This window comes from Enterobacter sp. MGH 24, assembly GCF_000493015.1.
In the GTDB taxonomy this organism is placed as follows: Bacteria; Pseudomonadota; Gammaproteobacteria; order Enterobacterales; family Enterobacteriaceae; genus Enterobacter.
In genome coordinates, this window is sequence record NZ_KI535657.1 from 3,315,039 (window position 1) to 3,335,390 (window position 20,352).

Below are 20,352 nucleotides of genomic sequence, written 5' to 3' on the forward strand. Positions count from 1 at the left end.
ATAATGCCTCACTTTTTAACAGACGGGAGATAACGGGAAAACAGCCGGCGCGTGGCCAGCGGCAATAACCCCAGTAGTGTAAAGGCGAATAGCATGCCCGGCGACAAAATATCGCGCAGGGACGCCACTTTCCCCAGCTCGCGCCCAGCGTTCAGAAAGACCACCGTCGCGGGCAGCATGGCGACCTGGCTGACCCACCAGTAGCGGCAGACTCTAATGCGGGTCAGCCCCATCAGCAAATTCACCAGGAAAAACGGGAACAGCGGCATCAGGCGCAGGGCAAAAAGATAGCCCGCGCCGTCTTGCGCCATGCCGGCGTTCACCGTTTTCATCTGCTGAGCAAACCGCCGCTGGACCCCGTCGCGTAGCAGATAACGGCTGGCGAGCATCGCAAGCGTCGCCCCGAGCGTGGAGGCAAACGAGACCAGCACGGTGCCTTCCCACAGGGGAAATAACGCCCCGCCCAACAGGGTGAGGATCGCCGCGCCGGGGATCGACAGGGCGGAGACCGCCACGTAGAGCGCGAAAAAGATCAGCGCGCTTCGCAGCGGCGCGTGGTCAACATGGGAGAGTAATGCCTGCTGGTGGGTTTTAATCCCTTCCAGGGAGAGGGTGCCTGGGGGAAGCATGACAAACGTCAGAATAAATGCGCCCAGAAGGGCGCACATGAAGAGTATTTTTCGAATATTCACGCGTCATTACAGCTTGAATTTAGCCCACACCGGCGCGTGGTCAGACGGTTTTTCCATGCTGCGGATCTCGTAGTCGATCCCGGTTTCGATGCAGCGCTCTGCCAGCGGCGAACTGGCCAGCAGCAGGTCGATGCGCAGGCCACGGTTGTCGTCAAAGCCTTTTGAGCGATAGTCAAACCACGAGAAGCGGTCCTGCGTGTCCGGGTTGGCGGTACGGAAGGTATCCACCAGGCCCCAGTCCAGCAGGCGCTGCATCCACTCGCGCTCTTCCGGCAGGAAGGAGCATTTGCCGGTACGCAGCCAGCGTTTGCGGTTCTCTTCGCCAATACCGATATCCAGATCGGTCGGGCTGATGTTCACATCACCCATGATCAGCACCGGATTGTCTTTGTTCAGTTCGGTGGTCAGATAGTCCTGCAGATCCTGATAAAACCTGGCTTTAGCCGGGAATTTGGTCGGATGGTCGCGGCTTTCGCCCTGGGGAAAGTAACCATTAATCACGGTGATGTTCCCCAGTGGGGAAGGCAGTTCCGCCATGATGATACGGCGCTGTGCTTCTTCGTCATCGCCGGGAAACCCGCGGCGCACGGAAACCGGCGTCTCTTTGGTCAACAGCGCAACGCCGTAATGGCCTTTCTGCCCATGATAGAAGACGTTGTAGCCGAGCTTCGCCACCTCTTCGAGGGGGAACATGTCGTCGTGAACCTTGGTCTCCTGCAGGCCGATCACATCTGGCTGATGTTGCTCAACAATGGCTTCAAGCTGATGGGGGCGGGCGCGCAGGCCGTTGATATTAAAAGAGACAAATTTCATAGTCGCTGCCAGTGCAAGGTGAATAGTGCATGGATGGTAGCAGAATTTGCGTCAACTGTTACCGGGTTCGGCCAATAACTGCGACAGATAATGCCGGTGGTGCAATATTTGCACCATTCTGACGCGCCTCGCCCTCAAACAGGGCGTAAATGACCGATAAATTTCGCGAGCGATCACAATTCCAGAATTATATTTGGCCTGTGCATACTCTTTCTGATTTTCATGCGGCAAAGCGCCGCTTGTCGTAAAAATATTCACTTATTATGCACTAACAGTGAATAACTCCATATCGTAACTTGTTGATATTCTGTTACCCCAACCCGTTTATGCATTTTTATCGCTGGCTGGCACGAAGGCTGCAATCTACATTCACAGTGCAAACACTCAATTATTTAACATTCAAATAACTTTTTATTTACCGGATGAGGTCGCTATGTCTCTGTCAATTACGCGTGAAAATTTCGATGAATGGATGATGCCGGTTTACGCTCCGGCGGCTTTTATTCCGGTTCGTGGGGAAGGCTCGCGCCTGTGGGATCAGCAGGGTAAAGAGTATATCGACTTTGCAGGTGGGATTGCGGTCAACGCGCTGGGTCATGCGCACCCTGCGCTGCGTCAGGCGCTGAATGACCAGGCGTCGAAGTTCTGGCATACCGGTAACGGCTTTACCAACGAGCCCGCGCTGCGCCTGGCCAAAAAACTGATCGACGCGACGTTCGCCGAAAAAGTCTTTTTCTGTAACTCGGGGGCGGAAGCCAACGAAGCGGCGATGAAGCTGGCGCGCAAATATGCGCACGATAAATTTGGTACCCACAAGAGCGGCATCGTGGCGTTTAAAAATGCCTTCCACGGGCGCACGCTCTTTACCGTCAGCGCGGGCGGCCAGCCTTCCTACTCGCAGGATTTCGCCCCGCTGCCGCCGGATATTCGCCACGGCATCTATAACGATCTGCAGTCCGCCAGCGAGCTGATTAACGACACCACCTGCGCGGTGATCGTCGAGCCGATGCAGGGTGAGGGCGGCGTGCTTCCGGCGCAAAAAGCCTTCCTGCAGGGGCTGCGCGAGCTGTGCGATCGCCACAACGCGGTCCTGATTTTCGACGAAGTGCAGACCGGCGTGGGCCGCACCGGCGAGTTGTATGCCTATATGCACTACGGCGTGACGCCGGACGTGCTGTCGACCGCCAAAGCGCTGGGCGGCGGCTTCCCGATTGGGGCGACGCTGACCACCGATAAATTCGCCAGCGTAATGACCGTGGGTACCCATGGCACCACCTACGGCGGCAACCCGTTGGCCACCGCCGTCGCCGGGCAGGTTCTGGACATCATTAACACGCCTGAGGTGCTGAAAGGCGTTAAGCAGCGTCACGACTGGTTTGTCGAGCGCCTGAATGCCATCAACGGCAAAACCGGGCTGTTTAAAGAAATTCGCGGTCTGGGGCTGTTAATCGGCTGCGAGCTCACCGCTGAGTTTGCCGGAAAAGCTAAACTTATTTCACAGGAAGCGGCAAAGGTGGGCGTGATGGTGCTGATTGCCGGTGCCAACGTGGTGCGTTTTGCGCCGGCGCTGATCGTCAGCGAGGAAGAGGTGCAAACCGGTCTGGACCGTTTTGCACTGGCGTGTGAAAAAGTGAAATCCGGGGTGTCATCATGATGGTCATCCGTCCCGTTGAGCGCGGCGATCTCGCCGGGCTCATGCAGCTTGCCGGTAAGACGGGAGGCGGGCTGACCTCGCTTCCTGCCGATGAAAAAACGCTGTCGGCGCGCATTGAGCGCGCCCTGCAAACCTGGCAGGGGACGTTGCCAAAAAGCGAACAGGGGTACGTGTTCGTGCTGGAAGACACCGACACGGGGACCGTGGCCGGGATCTGCGCCATTGAAGTGGCCGTCGGGCTTAACGACCCGTGGTATAACTACCGCGTCGGCACCATGGTTCACGCCTCGAAAGAGCTGAACGTCTACAACGCGCTGCCCACGCTGTTTCTCTGCAATGACCACACGGGCGCCAGCGAGCTCTGCACGCTGTTCCTCGACCCGGCGTGGCGCAAGGAGGGCAACGGCTATCTGCTCTCCAAATCGCGCTTTATGTTTATGGCCGCCTTCCGCGATCGCTTTAACGAAAAAGTGGTCGCCGAGATGCGCGGCGTAATCGACGACACCGGCTACTCGCCGTTCTGGGAGAGCCTGGGCGAGCGCTTCTTCTCGATGGAGTTCAGCCGGGCGGACTATCTCTGCGGCACCGGCCAAAAAGCCTTTATCGCCGAACTGATGCCGAAGCATCCTATCTACACCCATTTCCTCAGCCCGGAAGCGCAGGCGGTGATTGGCGAAGTGCACCCGCAGACCGCGCCCGCCCGCGCGGTGCTGGAGAAAGAGGGGTTCCGCTACCGGAACTATGTCGACATCTTTGACGGCGGCCCAACGCTTGAATGCGATATCGACCGCGTACGCGCAATCCGTAAAAGCCGGCTGGTTGAGGTTGCTGAAGGTCAGCCCGCGCCGGGCGACTGGCCGGCCTGTCTGGTGTCGAACGAAAATTACGCCAACTTCCGCGCCATGCTGGTGCGTACCAACCCGAAATGTGAACGTCTGGTGCTGACGGCTGCAGAACTGGATGCCCTGAAATGTAACGCCGGCGATACGGTTCGCCTGGTGCGTCTCTGCCCTGAGGAGAAAACAGCATGACATTATGGATTAACGGTGACTGGGTCACGGGCGAAGGCGAAGAGCGCGTAAAAACCAATCCGGTTGGAAAAGAGGTGCTCTGGAAGGGGCATGACGCCAGCGCCATGCAGGTGGAACAAGCCTGTCTGGCCGCTCGCCGCGCGTTTCCGGCGTGGGCAAAACAGCCTTTCGCCGTGCGCCAGGAAATTGTTGAAAAGTTTGCCGGGCTGCTGGAGGCAAACAAGGCCGAACTGACGCGCATCATCGCGTCTGAAACCAGTAAACCGCGCTGGGAAGCGACAACCGAAGTGACGGCGATGATCAACAAAATCGCCATTTCGGTCAAGGCGTACCACACCCGCACCGGCAAACAGCATACCGAGATGCCGGACGGCGCGGCCACGCTGCGCCACCGTCCGCACGGCGTGCTGGCGGTATTTGGCCCGTATAACTTCCCGGGACACCTGCCGAATGGCCACATTGTGCCTGCGCTGCTGGCGGGCAATACCGTCATCTTCAAACCGAGCGAGCTGACGCCATTAACCGGTGAGGCGGTGGTTAAGCTGTGGGAGCAGGCCGGCCTGCCGCCGGGCGTGCTGAACCTGGTGCAGGGCGGGCGGGAAACCGGCCAGGCGCTGAGCGCGCTGAGCGATATCGACGGCCTGCTGTTCACCGGCAGCGCCGGGACGGGCTATCAGCTGCACCGCCAGCTGGCAGGGCAGCCGGAGAAAATTCTGGCGCTGGAAATGGGCGGCAACAACCCGCTGATTGTGGAAGACCCTGACGATATCGACGCCGCGGTGCACCTGACGATTCAGTCCGCCTTTATTACCGCCGGACAGCGCTGTACCTGCTCCCGCCGCTTGCTGGTCAAGCGCGGCGCACAGGGGGATGCCTTCCTGAAGCGTCTGGTCGAAGTGAGCGCGCGTCTGGTGCCTGCCGCGTGGGATGCCGACCCGCAGCCGTTCATCGGCGGGCTGATTTCCGAGCAGGCCGCGCTTAACGTGCTGAAGGCCTGGCAGGATCACGTCGCGCGCGGCGCGAAAACCCTGCTGGAGCCGAAGCAGGTTCAGCCGGGTACCTCGCTGCTGACGCCGGGCATTATTGAGATGAGCGGCGCGAATAACGTGCCGGATGAAGAGGTCTTTGGCCCGCTGCTGTGCGTCTGGCGTTACGACGATTTCGATGCGGCCATTGCAATGGCGAATAACACCCGCTACGGCCTGTCGAGCGGGCTGATTTCACCGCATCGCGAGAAGTTTGATCGGCTGCTGCTGGAAGCGCGCGCCGGGATTGTGAACTGGAATAAACCGCTGACCGGGGCTGCGAGCACCGCGCCGTTCGGCGGCGTGGGCGCGTCGGGGAACCATCGCGCCAGCGCGTGGTATGCCGCGGACTACTGCGCGTGGCCGATGGCGAGCCTGGAAACCCCGGCGCTGACGCTGCCGGAGACGCTTAATCCGGGGCTGGACTTTACCGGAGGGGATCGTCATGAAAGCGCGTGAAGTTAACTTTGACGGGCTGGTGGGGCTGACGCACCACTATGCCGGTCTCTCTTTTGGTAATGAAGCCTCGACGAAGCACCGTTTTCAGGTCTCGAACCCGAAGCTGGCGGCGAAGCAGGGGCTGCTAAAAATGAAGGCGCTGGCGGATGCCGGTTTCCCGCAGGCGGTGATCCCGCCGCAGGAACGCCCGAACGTGGCGGTGTTACGCCAGCTCGGCTTCACCGGCAGCGATGAGCTGGTGGTTGAAAAAGCGGGCACGCAGACGCCGCACCTGCTCTCCGCTGCAAGCTCTGCCTCCTCAATGTGGGTGGCAAACGCCGCGACCGTCGCGCCGTCAGCCGACACGCTGGATGGCAAAGTCCATCTGACGGTGGCGAACCTGAACAATAAATTCCACCGCGCCACCGAAGCGGAAACCACCGAGCGCGTGCTGCGCGCCATTTTCAACCATGACGCCCATTTTGAGGTGCATCAGGCTCTGCCGCAGGTGGCGATGTTTGGCGATGAAGGCGCGGCCAACCATAACCGCCTGGGGGGCGACTATGGCGACCCGGGCCTGCAGCTGTTTATCTACGGGCGAGAAGAGGGGGGCCACGCCGCGCCAACCCGTTATCCTGCCCGCCAGACGCTGGCGGCCAGCCAGGCGGTTGCTCGCCTGAACCAGGTTAATCCTTCCCAGGTGGTGTTTGCCCAGCAAAACCCGCATGTGATTGACCAGGGCGTGTTCCATAACGACGTGATTGCCGTCTCTAACCGTCAGGTGCTGTTCTGCCACGAGCAGGCGTTTGCCCATCAGGAGAAGCTGCTCGCCACGCTGCATGAGCGCGTGCGCGGCTTTACGCCAATTCAGGTGCCCACGGAGGCGGTGAGCGTGCAGGACGCGGTAGAAACGTATCTGTTCAATAGCCAGCTGCTCAGCCGTGACGATGGCAGCATGATGCTGGTCCTGCCGCAGGAGTCCCGGGATCATCAAGGCGTGTGGCGCTACCTGACGGAGCTGGTTAAGGCCGATAACCCGATTGACGAGCTGCGCGTGTTTGATCTTCGCGAAAGCATGGCCAACGGCGGCGGGCCAGCCTGTTTACGTCTGCGCGTGGTCTTGACCCAGGACGAAATGCAGGCGGTGAACCCGGCGGTAATGATGAACGATACGCTCTTTACGCGGCTGAATGACTGGGTCGATCGCTACTATCGCGATCGGCTAACGCAGGCGGATCTGGTTGACCCGCAGCTTCTGCGTGAAGGGCGCGAGGCGCTGGACGCGTTATCGACAATCCTGCAGCTGGGATCGGTTTACCCGTTCCAGCGCTAAAGGAGTGGATATGGAAAATTTACTGGCGCTGACCCTGGCCGATGAGACGCCGGAACAGAAAGAGGGGGACGGCCCCTCATTTCGCTGGCGGTGGCTGGGGCGCGGGGTGCTTGAGCTGACGCCGACCGTAAAAAGCGATCTCTCGCTGCTGCTTTCAGCGGGTATCCACGGGAATGAAACCGCACCCGTTGAGATTGTTGATCTGCTGCTGCGCGCGCTGTACCGCAATGAGATCGCCCTGAAGTGCCGCGTGCTGGTGGTGCTCGGCAATCCCCCCGCGCTGGCGCAAAACAAACGCTATCTGGTGAGCGATATTAACCGCATGTTCGGCGGCCGCTGGTCGCAGTTTCCGCAGAGCGATGAAACGGCGCGGGCAGAGTGGCTGGAGAACGTCGTGACCGCGTTTTTTGCCGCTGCGGGACCGGCGCGCTGGCATCTGGATCTGCATACGGCAATCCGCGCGTCTTACCACGTCCGCTTCGGCGTTCTGCCGCAGCGCAATCAGCCCTGGGATGAAGATTTCCTGAGCTGGCTGGGTGACGCCGGGCTGGAGGCGCTGGTATTTCATCAGTCGCCGGGCGGAACCTTTACCCATTTCACCTGTGAACGTTTCGGCTCGCTGGCCTGCACGCTGGAGCTGGGAAAAGCGCTGCCGTTCGGCCAGAACGATCTCACCCGCTTTGCGCCTACGCATCTTGCCCTTCGGGCGCTGCTGGGAGGAACGGCTCCCGAGCACGCGCATCAGCCCGTCGAGCGGTATCGTGTCGTACAGCAGATCACGCGCCGCAGCGATGCCTTTCTGCTCCATATGGCCGCGCACACCCTGAACTTCACCCCGTTCCGCAAAGGGGCGCTGCTGGCTGAAGATGGCGAGGAGCGTTATGAGGTGCAGAAAACCACCGAGTATGTTTTATTCCCTAACCCCACCGTCGCGTTTGGCCTTCGGGCCGGGCTGATGCTGGAAAAAATATCCTGAACCTTTCCCCTCTCATCATCCGGGAGGGGGAAGTAAAAAACTTTTCTTAACGATTAAAGCGCTTGCGCTTGTTTTGCAGAATATTCCTGGTGAATTGCTTTATTATTGATCTTCACTTCGCTATACTTCTGCTAAATTTCTTTAAAATCATCGTATTGAATATTTTCTGTTGCAACTCTCCACGCTTTATCCTTATTTCCTCCACATTTGGCGAAAATTTGTTTTTTACACTTTCATTGTTTTACCGTTGCTCTGACTAATTGACGATAAACCCCGTAAAGTTAATCTCGTCAACACGGCATAGCGCCGAAGAATAACTGAAAGAAAGGAAATAAATTATGCGTAAGTTTACTGCACTGTTTGTTGCTTCTACCCTGGCTCTGGGCGCTACCAGCATGGCGTTCGCCGCAGATACTGCGACCACTACGACTGCCGCGCCTGCTGAAGGCAAAATGATGATGCATCATAAAGGTCCGGGTATGCACAACGAGATGATGATGTTTAAGGATCTCAACCTGACGGATGCGCAGAAGCAGCAGATCCGCGACATCAGAAAAGGCGAACGCGACCAGATGAAGCGTCCTCCGCTTGAAGAGCGTCGTGCAATGCATGACATCATCGCCAGCGACAGCTTCGATAAGGCGAAAGCCGAAGCGCAGATCGACAAAATGGCCGAGCAGCACAAAGCCCGCATGCTGGCCCACATGGAAACCCAGAACAAGATCTACAACATTCTGACCCCGGAACAGAAAAAACAATTTAATGCGAATTTTGAGAAGCGTCTGACAGAACGTCCGCCGATGGAAGGTAAAATGCCAGCACCAACCGAATAATCGGTTCACACTCTTAAGACCGCCGGGATCCTGTCCACAAAAGCGCAACCGCTGTGGACAGGACCGGCGGTTTTTCTTTCCTGCCCTCTTGCCTGCCGCCGCCAGCGCGGTATCCTCCTGTAGTCGCTTCAGAGAATGTTTGCAGAGTCATGGCGTTAGAATTTTTATTAACGTTCCGCTAAGGCCTGTCCGCTCTGCTGCCGATACTGTTTCTGTGAATACCCAACGATAACAAACAAAACAGCAACGATAGCGATATCTTTGCCCTGGCACGGGTTGTGCCATTCAGGAGTGGTGATGGAGTTCTTTGATATCCGTAAGATGCCGGTCAGCCTCTGGCGCAATGGTGCTGGCGAAACGCGTGAGATTTGCTGCTTCCCTCCCGCGACGCGCGATTTTCACTGGCGTGCCAGTATCGCGACTATCGCCAGCAACGGCGAATTCTCCTCGTTTCCCGGTGTCGATCGGGTGATTACCCTGCTGGAAGGGGGAGAGGTGACGCTGGATGCTGGCCAGGCGTTCTTCCATACCCTGAAGCATCATCAGCCCTACAGTTTTGCCGGCGATTTGCCGGTGAAAGCGCTGCTTTGTGATGGGCGGATGGCGATGGACTTTAACATCATGACCCGGCGCGACTGCTGCCAGGCGAAGGTGCGCGTTGCTGACCGAACCTTTACCACCTTTGGCTCGCGCGGGGGCGTGGTGTTTGTGCTGAGCGGGGCGTGGCAGCTGGGGGATAAACTGCTGACGGCCGATCAGGGCGCCAGCTGGGAGGAGGGGTCCCATACGCTGCGTCTGCTGGAGGCTCAGGGCACCTTATTGTTCAGCGAAATCACGTGGCTGCCGGGTCATTGAGCACTATGATCTCAAACTTTCCGGCCAGGACCGGTTTACAGAGAATTTTGTAGCCATCGTGGTCAAATCCGGCGGGCGTGCGCAGCAGGGTAGCCGCGTCGCTGATGTCGTCGACAGCACCCAGCCAGAGCCAGTTGTTGACGATGTGATACTGGGTCATGGCCTCGCCCACTTCTTTTAGCGCAACGGCGCTTTCCCAGGGCCAGCAGTTCACGCTGATGGCCGCCAGACCGCTAAGGAGCCTGGCGTGATGCGCCTCAACGCTCTCTTTCCCGCAGCAGGCACCGGCGCAGCGCTTCAGCGCGGATCGAAAACAGGCGCGTCCGCGGGTGGTTGCCTCCAGACCCAAAAGGCTATAGCAAAGCTGTCGCTCGTCCGCCAGCGTCTGCAGCGCCTGGAGTGCGGCGCGTTTATTGGCGAACAGCCCATAGAGATTCGGGGCATGAGAAAAATCGACGTCGCGCGCGTAGACGACCTGCGGCCTGCCATCGTTGATCTGCAGGGAGCAGAGCTGACGGTTGCGGCGCAGGCGTTTATTGAACAGCGGCTGTTGTTCTTTTATCAACCGCGCCTCCAGCAGCAGCGCGCCCATTTCTCCCGCCGTCTGGAACCAGGTAATGCGTCGCGACTGGCGCAGCATGGCGGCCTCGTCCGGCGTGCGCAGATGGGATAACACCCGACTGCGAATGTTCACGCTCTTGCCGATATAGAGCGGCAGGGTGTCGCTTTCGCCGTGAAAAATGTACACGCCCGGCTGTTTAGGCAGCGCCTCAAGCCAGGGGCGAAGGTGTTCGGGATATTCGTAGATAGCCGCCGCTTCAAACTCAAGACGCGGGGCGGATTGACGCCTGCTCACATACTGCTCCATATACTGTTCAGGTATACAGTGTAGCAGAGACGGTTTGGTTAAAAAAGAGCCGGGTGGCGCTGCGCTTACCCGGCCTACAACAGCGCGAAACCGTAGGCCCTGCAAGCGAAGCGCCGCTGGGCAAAAATGTTGGCTATTTCTTCCAGAAGTCGTCAAACACCGTAATGGGCGTGTGGCGCTTGTGCTCGGTTTTCAGATACCAGCCTTCGATGATTTTCGCGGTACCTTCATCCAGCTTTTTGCCTTCCAGATAATCATCAATGTTGTCATAGGTGACGCCAAGGGCCGCTTCATCCGGCAGGGAAGGGCGATCGTCTTCAAGGTCCGCTGTCGGCGCTTTCTTATACAGATGCTCAGGACAGCCCAGCGCGGCCAGCAGCTGCTTACCCTGACGCTTGTTGAGACGGAAGATCGGGTTGATGTCGGTGCCGCCGTCGCCGTACTTGGTGAAGAAACCGGTGATCGCTTCTGCCGCATGGTCGGTGCCGACGACGACGCCTTTAGTCATTCCTGCAATGCTGTACTGCGCTTTCATGCGCTCGCGGGCTTTCTCGTTGCCGCGAACAAAATCGCTCAGTTCAATGCCCGCTTCGCGAAGCGCCTGCTCGCTTGCCAGCACCGAGCCCTTAATATTCACGGTCAGCACGCGGTCAGGCTGAATGAAGGTAATGGCATCCTGGCAATCCTGCTCGTCCGCCTGTACGCCATAAGGAAGACGCACTGCGATAAACTGCAGCGTCTCATCGCCCGTCTCTTCACGAAGCTCTGAAATCGCCATCTGACAGAGTTTACCGGTCAGGGTAGAGTCCTGGCCGCCGCTGATGCCCAGCACCAGGGATTTCAGGAAAGCGTTCTTTTTTAAGTACGATTTTAAAAAATCCACGCTGCGGCGGATCTCTTCATGTGCATCTACCGTGGGCTTCGCGCCCAGTGCCTGAATAATCTCTTGTTGCAGAGCCATCACGCCCTCCATATGCAGTACATAAACAGAATGTGTTAGCTGTTAAAACTAACCCTTTGGGCGTGAAACGACAAGGATCACAGTTTCGAGTGCGCTAATTTGCGCCGTTTTAGCAGGTTATCGTTGTTTTATTAGAATTTTCCGAAATTCGTCTGGCGCAATTCACAAAGTTGAACAATAGTACTTTTTATCCCATGCTTAGATAACACGCTGATAAACAAGAGGACGGAATATGAACAAGAACGTAGCAGGAATTCTTAGCGCAGCGGCGGTACTGACTATGCTGGCAGGGTGTACGGCTTACGATCGCACTAAGGATCAGTTTACACAGCCGGTAGTAAAAGACGTTAAAAAAGGCATGACCCGTTCGCAGGTGGCTGCGATTGCCGGTAAACCTTCTTCTGAAGTGACCATGATTCATGCGAAGGGGACCTGCCAGACCTATATCCTGGGTCAACGTGATGGTAAGGCAGAAACCTACTTCGTCGCCCTGGATGATACCGGTCATGTGATCAACTCCGGCTATCAGACCTGTGCTGAATACGATACCGATCCGCAGGCACCTAAGGCGCAGTAACCCTGCTTGCCTGAGGATGTTAACAAACCGGCCCACGGGCCGGTTTTTTTATGCATCAGAAAATCTTATTTCTTTGCGCGAATTATTTGCCCGAAATGTGAAGGGAGTCAACAAGCCAGGTCAATGAGAGACAATTTGAGCCTATCCAGAATTATCCCCTGTCTGTACCATTGCGTATACTCACTCCAACGATAAACAACAGTACGCAAGCTACCTGTCTGCCGGGACAGCAAGTCGAGTGATAGCGCGATGGCAGGTAGTCATACAAGAGGGAAATCACGATGGAAAAGAAACATATCTACCTGTTCTGCTCAGCGGGCATGTCAACGTCGCTTCTGGTGTCAAAGATGCGTGCGCAGGCTGAAAAGTATGAAGTCCCTGTGGTGATCGAAGCGTTTCCAGAGACGCTGGCGGGTGAAAAAGGCCAGACAGCCGATGTTGTTTTACTGGGACCGCAAATTGCCTATATGTTGCCCGAAATTCAACGACTGTTACCCAATAAACCGGTCGAAGTGATCGACTCAGGGCTGTACGGCAAGATTGATGGTTTAGGTGTTCTTAAAGCTGCTGTGGCAGCCATTAAAAAAGCTGCTAATTAATTTTTTATTTTTCCCGTCAAAGAGTTATTTCACACACAATACGCCGTAACATGCGTTACGGCATTTAAGGGTATTTTCCTATGAGTAAAGTCATCGCTTCACTTGAAAAGGTACTCCTTCCTTTTGCTGTTAAAATAGGAAAGCAGCCTCACGTTAACGCCATCAAAAACGGCTTTATTAAATTAATGCCGTTGACGCTGGCCGGGGCCATGTTCGTTTTAATTAACAACGTTTTTCTGAGCTTTGGTGAAGGTTCCTTCTTTTATTCATTAGGAATTCGGTTAGACGCTTCCACAATTGAAACCCTTAATGGTTTTAAAGCCATTGGCGGCAACGTCTATAACGGTACGTTAGGGATTATGTCGCTGATGGCGCCTTTCTTTATTGGGATGGCACTGGCAGAAGAGCGTAAAGTAGATCCGCTGGCCGCCGGGTTATTATCCGTCGCCGCTTTTATGACCGTTACGCCATACAGCGTGGGTGAGGCCTATGCCGTCGGCGCCAACTGGCTGGGTGGGGCCAACATCATCTCCGGTATTGTTATCGGCCTGGTGGTGGCAGAAATGTTCACCTTTATTATCCGTCGCAACTGGGTTATCCGCCTGCCGGATAGCGTACCGGCTTCCGTATCTCGTTCATTTTCCGCGTTGATTCCAGGCTTTATTATTCTCTCCATCATGGGGATTATCGCCTGGGCGCTCTCCCACTGGGGCACAAACTTCCACCAGATCATCATGGACTCTATCTCTACGCCACTGGCGTCGATGGGTGGCGTGGTCGGTTGGGCGTATGTGATTTTCACCTCTCTGCTGTGGTTCTTTGGCGTGCATGGTTCACTGGCACTGGCCGCGCTGGACAGCGGGATTATGACCCCCTGGGCACTGGAAAACGTTGCGCTTTACCAGCAGTACGGCTCCGTTGACGCGGCGCTGGCAGCGGGTAAAACCTTCCATGTGTGGGCGAAGCCGATGCTTGACTCCTATATCTTCCTGGGCGGTACCGGGGCGACCTTGGGTCTGATCATCGCGGTCTTTATTGTCTCTCGTCGTGCTGACTACCGTCAGGTCGCGAAGCTGGCATTGCCATCAGGCATCTTCCAGATTAACGAACCGATTCTGTTCGGTCTGCCAATCATCATGAACCCGGTAATGTTCATTCCGTTCATCCTGATTCAGCCGCTGCTGGCCGCCATTACCCTGACGGCGTATTACATGGGCATCATTCCACCGGTCACCAACATTGCACCGTGGACCATGCCGGCGGGTCTGGGCGCCTTCTTCAACACCAACGGCAGCGTCGCGGCCTTCCTGCTGGCGATATTCAACCTCGGGATTGCCACCCTGCTGTACATGCCGTTCGTGGCGATTGCCAACAAAGCCGCCACCATTATTGATGAAGAAGAGAGCGAAGAGGATATTGCCCTCTCACTGAAATTCTAAGATTGACCGGCGCGGGGAAGCCCGCGCCAGCCACAAGGAGCTTAAAAATGTTAGATTTGGATAGTATTGTCGCTGACGAAGCCGTCGAGAACGATCTCGAAGAAGTGGTGATGGGGCTTATCATCAACTCCGGACAGGCCCGCAGCCTGGCCTATGCCGCGCTGAAGCAGGCCAAGCAGGGGGATTTCGCCGCCGCGAAAACCATGATGGAACAGTCCCGCACGGCCCTAAACGAAGCGCACCTGGTGCAGACAAAGCTGATTGAAAGCGACCAGGGCGAAGGGAAGATGAAGGTCAGCCTGGTGCTGGTCCACGCGCAGGATCACCTGATGACCTCGATGCTGGCGCGTGAGCTGGTGGCGGAGCTTATCGAGCTTCACGAGAAGATGCAGTAAGTCAGTTTGGGTAGCAGGAGGTCAGCACGATGGAAATTAAAACCGCACTTGAACAGCAGCTGTTTAACGGCAAAAATTTTCACGTGGTTATCTACAACAAAACTGAGAGCGCCAGCGGTCTGCACCAGCATGACTACTACGAGTTCACGATTGTTCTGACCGGCCGCTACTACCAGGAGATCAACGGTAAGCGCGTCCTGCTTGAGCGAGGGGATTTTGTCTTCCTGCCGATGGGGTCTTATCACCAGAGCTTTTACGAATTTGGTGCCACCCGTATTCTGAACGTGGGCGTCAGCAGACGCTTCTTTGAGAAGCACTATCTGCCGCTGGTGCCGTTCTGCTTTGTGGCCTCCCAGGTCTATCGGGTCAAAAACGAGTTTATGACCTGGATTGAAACGGTTATCGCCTCGCTTAACTTCCGCGACAATGAATTTGATGAGTTTATTGAAACGGTGACCTTCTACGTGATGAACCGGCTGCGCCATCATCGTGAAGAGCAGCAGGTGACGGATGATATTCCACAGTGGCTGCGCAGCACCGTTGAGCTGATGCACGATAAAGGCCAGTTCAGCGAAAATGCGCTGGAAAATATGGTGTCCCTGTCGGGGAAATCCCAGGAATATCTGACCCGCGCGACGCAGCGCTATTATCGTAAAACACCCGTGCAAATTATTAATGAAATCCGCATTAACTTTGCCAAAAAACAGCTGGAAATTACCAACTATTCTGTCACCGATATTGCATACGAGTCAGGATACAGCAGTCCCAGCCTGTTTATTAAAACGTTTAAGAAATTTACGTCATTTACACCGAACAGTTACCGCAAGAATTTAACGGTAATTAATTAACTTTCGGCGGATTATCCGCCACAAATATTGCTTTAATGGCTTGCCCAAATAGCGGGAAGAGTACGCTATACCTTGCAGGCGATTAACCTGATACGCTAAGGGAGATATTATGCAGAAGAAATTAAAAGTCGTAACCATTGGTGGCGGCAGCAGCTATACCCCGGAATTACTTGAAGGTTTCCTGAAACGTTATCATGAATTACCGGTCAGCGAATTATGGCTGGTGGACGTTGAGGAAGGTCAGGAAAAGCTGAATATTATTTTCGACCTGTGCCAGCGCATGGTGGAGAAAGCGGGCGTGCCTCTGACCGTGCATAAAACCCTGGACCGTCGTCTGGCGCTGAAAGATGCGGATTTCGTGACCACCCAGCTGCGCGTTGGCCAGCTGAAGGCGCGCGAGCTGGACGAGCGTATTCCGCTGAGCCACGGCTACCTCGGGCAGGAGACCAACGGTGCGGGCGGCCTGTTTAAAGGCCTGCGTACCATCCCGGTGATTTTCGACATCGTCAAAGACGTACAGGAAATCTGCCCGAACGCGTGGGTGATTAACTTCACTAACCCGGCCGGGATGGTGACCGAGGCGGTCTATCGTCATACCGGTTTCAAACGCTTTATCGGCGTCTGTAATATTCCGATCGGTATGAAGATGTTTATCCGCGACGTGCTGGAACTGAGCGACAGCGACGATCTCTCTATCGACCTGTTCGGCCTGAACCACATGGTGTTCATTAAAGACGTGATCGTGAACGGAAAGTCGCGTTTCGCCGAACTGCTCGACGGCGTGGCCTCCGGTCGCCTGACGGCGGCGTCGGTGAAAAACATCTTTGACCTGCCGTTCAGCGAAGGGCTGATCCGCTCGCTGAACCTGCTGCCTTGCTCGTACCTGCTGTACTACTTCAAGCAGAAAGAGATGCTGGCCATCGAAATGGGCGAGTACTATAAGGGCGGCGCGCGCGCGCAGATCGTTCAGAAAGTCGAGAAGCAGCTGTTCGATTTGTATAAAGATCCGAACCTGAACGTCAAACCGAAAGAGCTGGAGCAGCGCGGCGGGGCCTACTACTCCGATGCGGCGTGTGAAGTGATCAACGCCATCTACAACGACAAGCAGGCGGAACACTACGTTAACGTGCCGCACCACGGCCATATCGACAATATCCCGGCGGACTGGGCCGTCGAGATGACCTGCATCCTGGGACGCGAGGGCGCTAAACCGCATCCACGCATCACCCATTTCGATGATAAGGTCATGGGCCTGATCCACACCATCAAAGGCTTTGAAGTGGCGGCAAGCAATGCGGCGCTGAGCGGCGAACTCAATGACGTGCTTCTGGCGCTGAACCTCAGCCCGCTGGTGCATTCTGACCGCGATGCGGAGCAGCTGGCCAGCGAGATGATCCTGGCGCATGAAAAATGGTTGCCGAACTTTGCCGCCACGATCGAGAAGCTAAAGTTCAAACACCACTGAGAGGACGCACAATGGAAAACCTGCTGATCGTGAATGCTGATGATTTTGGCCTGTCGAAAGGCCAGAACTACGGCATTATTGAAGCCTGTCGCCGGGGGATTGTGACCTCTACCACGGCACTGGTGAATGGTGAGGCGGTTGAACACGCGGCGCAGCTGAGCCGCGAGGTGCCGGATCTGGGCGTCGGCATGCATTTTGTGCTGACGCTCGGGATGCCGCTTTCGCCAATGCCGGGCCTGACGCGTGACGGACAGCTGGGCAAATGGATTTGGGAACTGGCGGAGCAGGGCGCGCTGCCGCTTGAAGAGATTGCCCACGAACTGGCGTGTCAGTTCAACCGCTTCGTCGATGTGTTTGGTCAGGCGCCGACGCATATCGACAGCCATCACCACGTGCATATGATCCCGGCAATTTTTCCGATTGTCGCTGAGTTTGCGCAGCGCAAAGGCGTGGCGATGCGCGTGGATCGTGAGGCGCGCGGGGTACCGGAGTGCGCCGTGACGACAACAGAGGGGTTCAGCAGCGCATTCTACGGCGATGAGATCGACGAAGCGCTGTTCCTGAAGGTGCTTGATGATTCCGCCGCGCGGGGTGAAAAGTCGGTAGAAGTGATGGCGCATCCTGCTTTTGTCGATAACACCGTGCGGAAAAGCGCTTACTGCTGGCCGCGCCTGGCGGAGCTGGACGTGCTGACGTCGGCGTCGCTGAAGTATGCGATTGCCGAGCGTGGGTATCGGTTGGGGACGTTCAGGGAGCTGTAAGAGTTGCCGGGTGGCGGCTTCGCCTTACCCGGCCTACGAACGACCTTCTAACTCTTGTAGGCCCGGTAAGGCGAAGCCGCCACCGGGCTTTTTTTACGCCGGAATCTGATCAATCTTACTGCTGCGCGACCAGACGCGGTGCGCGGCGAGCAAATCAAACAGCTTCGTCATAAAGACATCGTCAACGTTGTCTCCCTCGACAATGCCGTCCTCGCCCTGATCGGCCACCTTCAGCTGTGCCTTAAACCGTCGCGCGTCGCCGGACAGCGCGATCGGTTTCAGGTGCTTATAGGCTTCCAGCAGATAATACACCGCGTCACCGTTGTTCAGCAGGCTGTCAATATCCCCGCACGGCACAATCACCGCATCAACCGTCAGCGATGGCGCCCCTGCAAAGGTCGCCGCCACCGGCAGCACGGAGCCATCATCGGCGGTCACTTCGCCCATGCGGGAATAAAGCAGTTTCGCATGCACGCCCTGGGTTTTCAGCGCCTGCATAATCCCCAGCACGTCGCTGGCACGGGTGTTGTCGTTCAGCAGGATGGCGACCACGCGGCCTTTAATCGAGCCACCCGGCACCGCATACAGGCTCAGGGACGGATCTTTCTTCACGCCGTTAACCTCTTTCGGCGGGGCAAGGTTGCGCTGCTCGTCGGTCAGCGTAATACCCAGGTTATCCGCAACGCTCTGGGCGAGCTGAATATCAATGCGCGCCAGCTGATCGACCACCCGCTCGCGGATGTAGGTACGCACCACCTTACTCAGCTCAAAGCTGAAGCCGCCGATAATGTGCTGCTGCTCAATCGGCGTCTGGCTGTTCCAGAACAGGCGAGGGTGGGCGTAGTACTCGCCGAACGACGGGCTGCGCTCGCGAATTTTGTTGCCGTCGACACGCTCCTGGTACGATTCGAATCCACCGCGTTTCGGCGCCGGTGGCGTTTCACGCGGCCAGTTATCGTTGATCGAGTTCGGCTCGTAGTTAGCCGGGTTGGTATCAATATCCTGACGGTGCATCCCGTCGCGCTGGAAATTGTGGTACGGACAGGTTGGGCGGTTGATCGGAATTTCGTGGAAGTTCGGCCCGCCAAGACGGCTGATCTGCGTATCGGTATAGGAGAACAAACGTCCCTGCAAGAGCGGATCGTTGGTGAAGTCCAGTCCCGGCACGATATGCCCCGGGTGGAACGCGACCTGCTCGTTTTCGGCAAAGAAGTTATCCGGGTTACGGTTGAGCACCATTTTACCCACCAGCTGAACCGGCACCAGCTCTTCCGGGATCAGCTTCGTCGGGTCAAGAAGATCGAAATCGTACTTAAATTCGTCTTCTTCCGGTATGAGCTGCAGACCCAGCTCGTATTCCGGGAAGTCGCCCGCTTCAATGGATTCCCACAGTTCGCGGCGATGGAAGTCCGGATCGCGTCCGGTCAGCTTCTGCGCCTCGTCCCATACCAGCGAGGCTTTACCCGCCACCGGCTTCCAGTGGAAACGGACAAACGTGGCTTTACCCTCGGCGTTGATCAGACGGAAGGTGTGGATGCCAAACCCCTCCATGGTGCGATAGCTGCGCGGAATGCCGCGGTCTGACATCGCCCACATCACGTTGTGTAGCGTTTCAGGCTGCAGGGAGACGTAGTCCCAGAAGGTGTCGTGCGCACTTTGTCCCTGCGGTATGGCCCAGTGGGGCTCCGGTTTTACCGCATGGACAAAGTCAGGAAATTTATGCGCGTCCTGAATGAAGAACACCGGAGTGTTATTGCCCACCAGATCGAAAATACCCTCTTCGGTATAAAACTTGGTGGCAAAGCCGCGGATATCGCGCACCGTGTCCGCCGACCCCGCGCCGCCCTGTACGGTGGAGAAGCGCACAAACACCGGGGTGATTTTATCCGGGTCGGAGAGGAAGTCCGCTTTGGTGATCGCTTTCAGACTCTTGTAAGGCTGGAAGTAGCCGTGCGCAGCGGAACCGCGCGCGTGGACGATGCGTTCCGGTATCCGTTCGTGGTCGAAATGGGTGATTTTTTCCCGCAGGATAAAATCTTCCAGCAGGGTTGGCCCGCGCGCGCCTGCGCGAAGGGAGTTCTGATCGTCAGCAATGCGCACGCCCTGATTGGTGGTGAGCGCGAAACCTTCGCCGCCTTTGCGGTGCGGCTCAAGCGATTTCAGCTTCTCGTTGCCCGTGTCCGGCGATTTCACGCTTCCCGGTGCGGTAGGCTGTTCGCCCGGTGCGGAAGGGCCAGGGGAGGGGCGATGAGAGCCGTCAGCAGGGGCGAGAGAGTCCATACCCGGTTGAGATTCCTCAGTGCCATGAATCGGTGATTGATGAGTTTTATCTTTGTTCGACATTGCACGCTTCTCCTTTATCCATTGCTAAAAACCCTATTAAGGATAGAACAATGTCGTGAGATGGCTCGCGAACTAAGAGTTTTCACATGCCGTCATTAACGAAAGGAGCCATCCCACCCACTCGGAGCGCGACGGAAGGCAGCAGGATCGGCTATCATAGAATTTTCCTGCTTCAAGAATTTGCTTTAGTGAACCAGTCGCTTATGAAACCTCTTCGTCAACAAAACCGCCAGGTTATTAGCTATGTGCCCCGCGTTGAGCCCGCGCCGCCTGACCATGCCCTGAAAGTGGAGGGTTTTCGCGATGTCTGGCAGCTGCGGGGGAAATACGTGGCCTTTGTGCTGATCGGCGAACATTTCCGCCGCTCGCCTACGTTTGCCGTGCCGGAGTCGGCGCAGCGGTGGGCGACGCAGATCCGTCAGGATGAAGAGGTTGAAGAATAACAG

At 56.6% G+C, this 20,352-nt stretch carries 20 protein-coding genes; 15 read left to right on the forward strand and 5 right to left on the reverse strand.

What is annotated here, in order from left to right; all coding sequences use genetic code 11:
* Nucleotides 1-8 precede the first annotated feature (8 nt).
* Both L370_RS06345 and xthA read right to left on the reverse strand, forming a co-directional pair.
* A complete protein-coding gene (locus L370_RS06345; protein WP_032666595.1) occupies nucleotides 9-692 on the reverse strand; it encodes a TVP38/TMEM64 family protein in 684 nt (227 codons plus the stop codon).
* Nucleotides 693-698: 6 nt separating this feature from the next.
* The gene (xthA, locus tag L370_RS06340; protein WP_023335349.1) at nucleotides 699-1,505 is read right to left on the reverse strand and encodes an exodeoxyribonuclease III; all 807 of its coding nucleotides are present in this window, start codon (nucleotides 1,503-1,505) and stop codon (nucleotides 699-701) included.
* 433 nt (nucleotides 1,506-1,938) lie between these two features.
* Here xthA and L370_RS06335 point away from each other — a divergent pair, with 433 nt between their 5' ends.
* From L370_RS06335 to ves, 7 genes are all read left to right on the forward strand, one after another.
* Entirely contained in the window at nucleotides 1,939-3,159 is a 1,221-nt protein-coding gene (locus tag L370_RS06335; protein WP_023335350.1) for a succinylornithine/acetylornithine transaminase, read from the forward strand.
* Nucleotides 3,156-4,190: an arginine N-succinyltransferase gene (gene astA / locus L370_RS06330; RefSeq protein ID WP_023335351.1), complete on the forward strand. Its 1,035-nt coding sequence runs from the start codon at nucleotides 3,156-3,158 to the stop codon at nucleotides 4,188-4,190. Before L370_RS06335 ends, astA begins: the two co-directional genes overlap by 4 nt.
* Nucleotides 4,187-5,674, forward strand: a complete 1,488-nt coding sequence (astD, locus tag L370_RS06325; RefSeq protein ID WP_023335352.1) for a succinylglutamate-semialdehyde dehydrogenase — start codon at nucleotides 4,187-4,189, stop codon at nucleotides 5,672-5,674. The genes astA and astD overlap by 4 nt, the downstream gene beginning before the upstream one ends.
* Nucleotides 5,661-6,986 (forward strand): N-succinylarginine dihydrolase, encoded by a 1,326-nt coding sequence (gene astB, locus L370_RS06320; RefSeq protein WP_023335353.1) that lies wholly within the window; start codon nucleotides 5,661-5,663, stop codon nucleotides 6,984-6,986. The genes astD and astB overlap by 14 nt, the downstream gene beginning before the upstream one ends.
* A 10-nt stretch (nucleotides 6,987-6,996) precedes the next feature.
* Complete coding sequence (gene astE / locus L370_RS06315) at nucleotides 6,997-7,962, forward strand: succinylglutamate desuccinylase (protein ID WP_023335354.1); 966 nt, start codon at nucleotides 6,997-6,999, stop codon at nucleotides 7,960-7,962.
* Nucleotides 7,963-8,300: 338 nt separating this feature from the next.
* The gene (gene spy / locus L370_RS06310; RefSeq protein WP_023335355.1) at nucleotides 8,301-8,795 is read left to right on the forward strand and encodes an ATP-independent periplasmic protein-refolding chaperone Spy; all 495 of its coding nucleotides are present in this window, start codon (nucleotides 8,301-8,303) and stop codon (nucleotides 8,793-8,795) included.
* 297 nt (nucleotides 8,796-9,092) lie between these two features.
* Entirely contained in the window at nucleotides 9,093-9,650 is a 558-nt protein-coding gene (gene ves / locus L370_RS06305; protein WP_023335356.1) for an environmental stress-induced protein Ves, read from the forward strand.
* Here the strand turns inward: ves and cho are convergent.
* Together cho and nadE are read right to left on the reverse strand one after the other, a co-directional pair.
* Nucleotides 9,628-10,506 (reverse strand): excinuclease Cho, encoded by an 879-nt coding sequence (cho, locus tag L370_RS06300; protein ID WP_023335357.1) that lies wholly within the window; start codon nucleotides 10,504-10,506, stop codon nucleotides 9,628-9,630. The two genes, ves and cho, sit on opposite strands and share 23 nt — an antisense overlap.
* 145 nt (nucleotides 10,507-10,651) lie before the next feature.
* Nucleotides 10,652-11,479: an ammonia-dependent NAD(+) synthetase gene (nadE, locus tag L370_RS06295; protein ID WP_023335358.1), complete on the reverse strand. Its 828-nt coding sequence runs from the start codon at nucleotides 11,477-11,479 to the stop codon at nucleotides 10,652-10,654.
* Nucleotides 11,480-11,711: 232 nt separating this feature from the next.
* Between nadE and osmE the strand changes: the two genes are divergently transcribed.
* From osmE to chbG, 7 genes are all read left to right on the forward strand, one after another.
* The gene (gene osmE, locus L370_RS06290; protein ID WP_010430142.1) at nucleotides 11,712-12,056 is read left to right on the forward strand and encodes an osmotically-inducible lipoprotein OsmE; all 345 of its coding nucleotides are present in this window, start codon (nucleotides 11,712-11,714) and stop codon (nucleotides 12,054-12,056) included.
* Between the two features lie 281 nt (nucleotides 12,057-12,337).
* The gene (gene chbB, locus L370_RS06285) at nucleotides 12,338-12,655 is read left to right on the forward strand and encodes a PTS N,N'-diacetylchitobiose transporter subunit IIB (RefSeq protein ID WP_008500676.1); all 318 of its coding nucleotides are present in this window, start codon (nucleotides 12,338-12,340) and stop codon (nucleotides 12,653-12,655) included.
* Nucleotides 12,656-12,735: 80 nt separating this feature from the next.
* Nucleotides 12,736-14,094 (forward strand): PTS N,N'-diacetylchitobiose transporter subunit IIC, encoded by a 1,359-nt coding sequence (gene chbC, locus L370_RS06280; RefSeq protein WP_023311283.1) that lies wholly within the window; start codon nucleotides 12,736-12,738, stop codon nucleotides 14,092-14,094.
* Between the two features lie 47 nt (nucleotides 14,095-14,141).
* Nucleotides 14,142-14,489 (forward strand): PTS N,N'-diacetylchitobiose transporter subunit IIA, encoded by a 348-nt coding sequence (chbA, locus tag L370_RS06275; RefSeq protein ID WP_023335359.1) that lies wholly within the window; start codon nucleotides 14,142-14,144, stop codon nucleotides 14,487-14,489.
* Between the two features lie 29 nt (nucleotides 14,490-14,518).
* The gene (gene chbR / locus L370_RS06270; protein WP_023335360.1) at nucleotides 14,519-15,337 is read left to right on the forward strand and encodes a transcriptional regulator ChbR; all 819 of its coding nucleotides are present in this window, start codon (nucleotides 14,519-14,521) and stop codon (nucleotides 15,335-15,337) included.
* Between the two features lie 109 nt (nucleotides 15,338-15,446).
* Nucleotides 15,447-16,802, forward strand: a complete 1,356-nt coding sequence (locus L370_RS06265) for a 6-phospho-beta-glucosidase (RefSeq protein ID WP_023335361.1) — start codon at nucleotides 15,447-15,449, stop codon at nucleotides 16,800-16,802.
* Between the two features lie 11 nt (nucleotides 16,803-16,813).
* Entirely contained in the window at nucleotides 16,814-17,563 is a 750-nt protein-coding gene (gene chbG, locus L370_RS06260; protein WP_023335362.1) for a chitin disaccharide deacetylase, read from the forward strand.
* A 93-nt stretch (nucleotides 17,564-17,656) separates the two neighbouring features.
* Here the strand turns inward: chbG and katE are convergent, their stop codons facing one another.
* Nucleotides 17,657-19,906, reverse strand: coding sequence for a catalase HPII (gene katE / locus L370_RS06255; RefSeq protein WP_023335363.1), 2,250 nt, complete (start codon nucleotides 19,904-19,906; stop codon nucleotides 17,657-17,659).
* Between the two features lie 86 nt (nucleotides 19,907-19,992).
* Here katE and cedA point away from each other — a divergent pair, with 86 nt between their 5' ends.
* Nucleotides 19,993-20,349, forward strand: a complete 357-nt coding sequence (cedA, locus tag L370_RS0122065) for a cell division activator CedA (RefSeq protein WP_023335364.1) — start codon at nucleotides 19,993-19,995, stop codon at nucleotides 20,347-20,349.
* Nucleotides 20,350-20,352: the final 3 nt, after the last annotated feature.

What these genes read in the sequence shown, in the direction of transcription:
- xthA (WP_023335349.1), bottom strand. Translation starts at nt 1,505, where the DNA reads ATGAAATTTGTCTCTTTTAATATCAACGGCCTGCGCGCCCGCCCCCAT.
- L370_RS06335 (WP_023335350.1), top strand. Translation starts at nt 1,939, where the DNA reads ATGTCTCTGTCAATTACGCGTGAAAATTTCGATGAATGGATGATGCCG.
- astA (WP_023335351.1), top strand. Translation starts at nt 3,156, where the DNA reads ATGATGGTCATCCGTCCCGTTGAGCGCGGCGATCTCGCCGGGCTCATG.
- astD (WP_023335352.1), top strand. Translation starts at nt 4,187, where the DNA reads ATGACATTATGGATTAACGGTGACTGGGTCACGGGCGAAGGCGAAGAG.
- astB (WP_023335353.1), top strand. Translation starts at nt 5,661, where the DNA reads ATGAAAGCGCGTGAAGTTAACTTTGACGGGCTGGTGGGGCTGACGCAC.
- astE (WP_023335354.1), top strand. Translation starts at nt 6,997, where the DNA reads ATGGAAAATTTACTGGCGCTGACCCTGGCCGATGAGACGCCGGAACAG.
- spy (WP_023335355.1), top strand. Translation starts at nt 8,301, where the DNA reads ATGCGTAAGTTTACTGCACTGTTTGTTGCTTCTACCCTGGCTCTGGGC.
- ves (WP_023335356.1), top strand. Translation starts at nt 9,093, where the DNA reads ATGGAGTTCTTTGATATCCGTAAGATGCCGGTCAGCCTCTGGCGCAAT.
- nadE (WP_023335358.1), bottom strand. Translation starts at nt 11,479, where the DNA reads ATGGCTCTGCAACAAGAGATTATTCAGGCACTGGGCGCGAAGCCCACG.
- osmE (WP_010430142.1), top strand. Translation starts at nt 11,712, where the DNA reads ATGAACAAGAACGTAGCAGGAATTCTTAGCGCAGCGGCGGTACTGACT.
- chbB (WP_008500676.1), top strand. Translation starts at nt 12,338, where the DNA reads ATGGAAAAGAAACATATCTACCTGTTCTGCTCAGCGGGCATGTCAACG.
- chbC (WP_023311283.1), top strand. Translation starts at nt 12,736, where the DNA reads ATGAGTAAAGTCATCGCTTCACTTGAAAAGGTACTCCTTCCTTTTGCT.
- chbA (WP_023335359.1), top strand. Translation starts at nt 14,142, where the DNA reads ATGTTAGATTTGGATAGTATTGTCGCTGACGAAGCCGTCGAGAACGAT.
- chbR (WP_023335360.1), top strand. Translation starts at nt 14,519, where the DNA reads ATGGAAATTAAAACCGCACTTGAACAGCAGCTGTTTAACGGCAAAAAT.
- L370_RS06265 (WP_023335361.1), top strand. Translation starts at nt 15,447, where the DNA reads ATGCAGAAGAAATTAAAAGTCGTAACCATTGGTGGCGGCAGCAGCTAT.
- chbG (WP_023335362.1), top strand. Translation starts at nt 16,814, where the DNA reads ATGGAAAACCTGCTGATCGTGAATGCTGATGATTTTGGCCTGTCGAAA.
- katE (WP_023335363.1), bottom strand. Translation starts at nt 19,906, where the DNA reads ATGTCGAACAAAGATAAAACTCATCAATCACCGATTCATGGCACTGAG.
- cedA (WP_023335364.1), top strand. Translation starts at nt 19,993, where the DNA reads ATGCCGTCATTAACGAAAGGAGCCATCCCACCCACTCGGAGCGCGACG.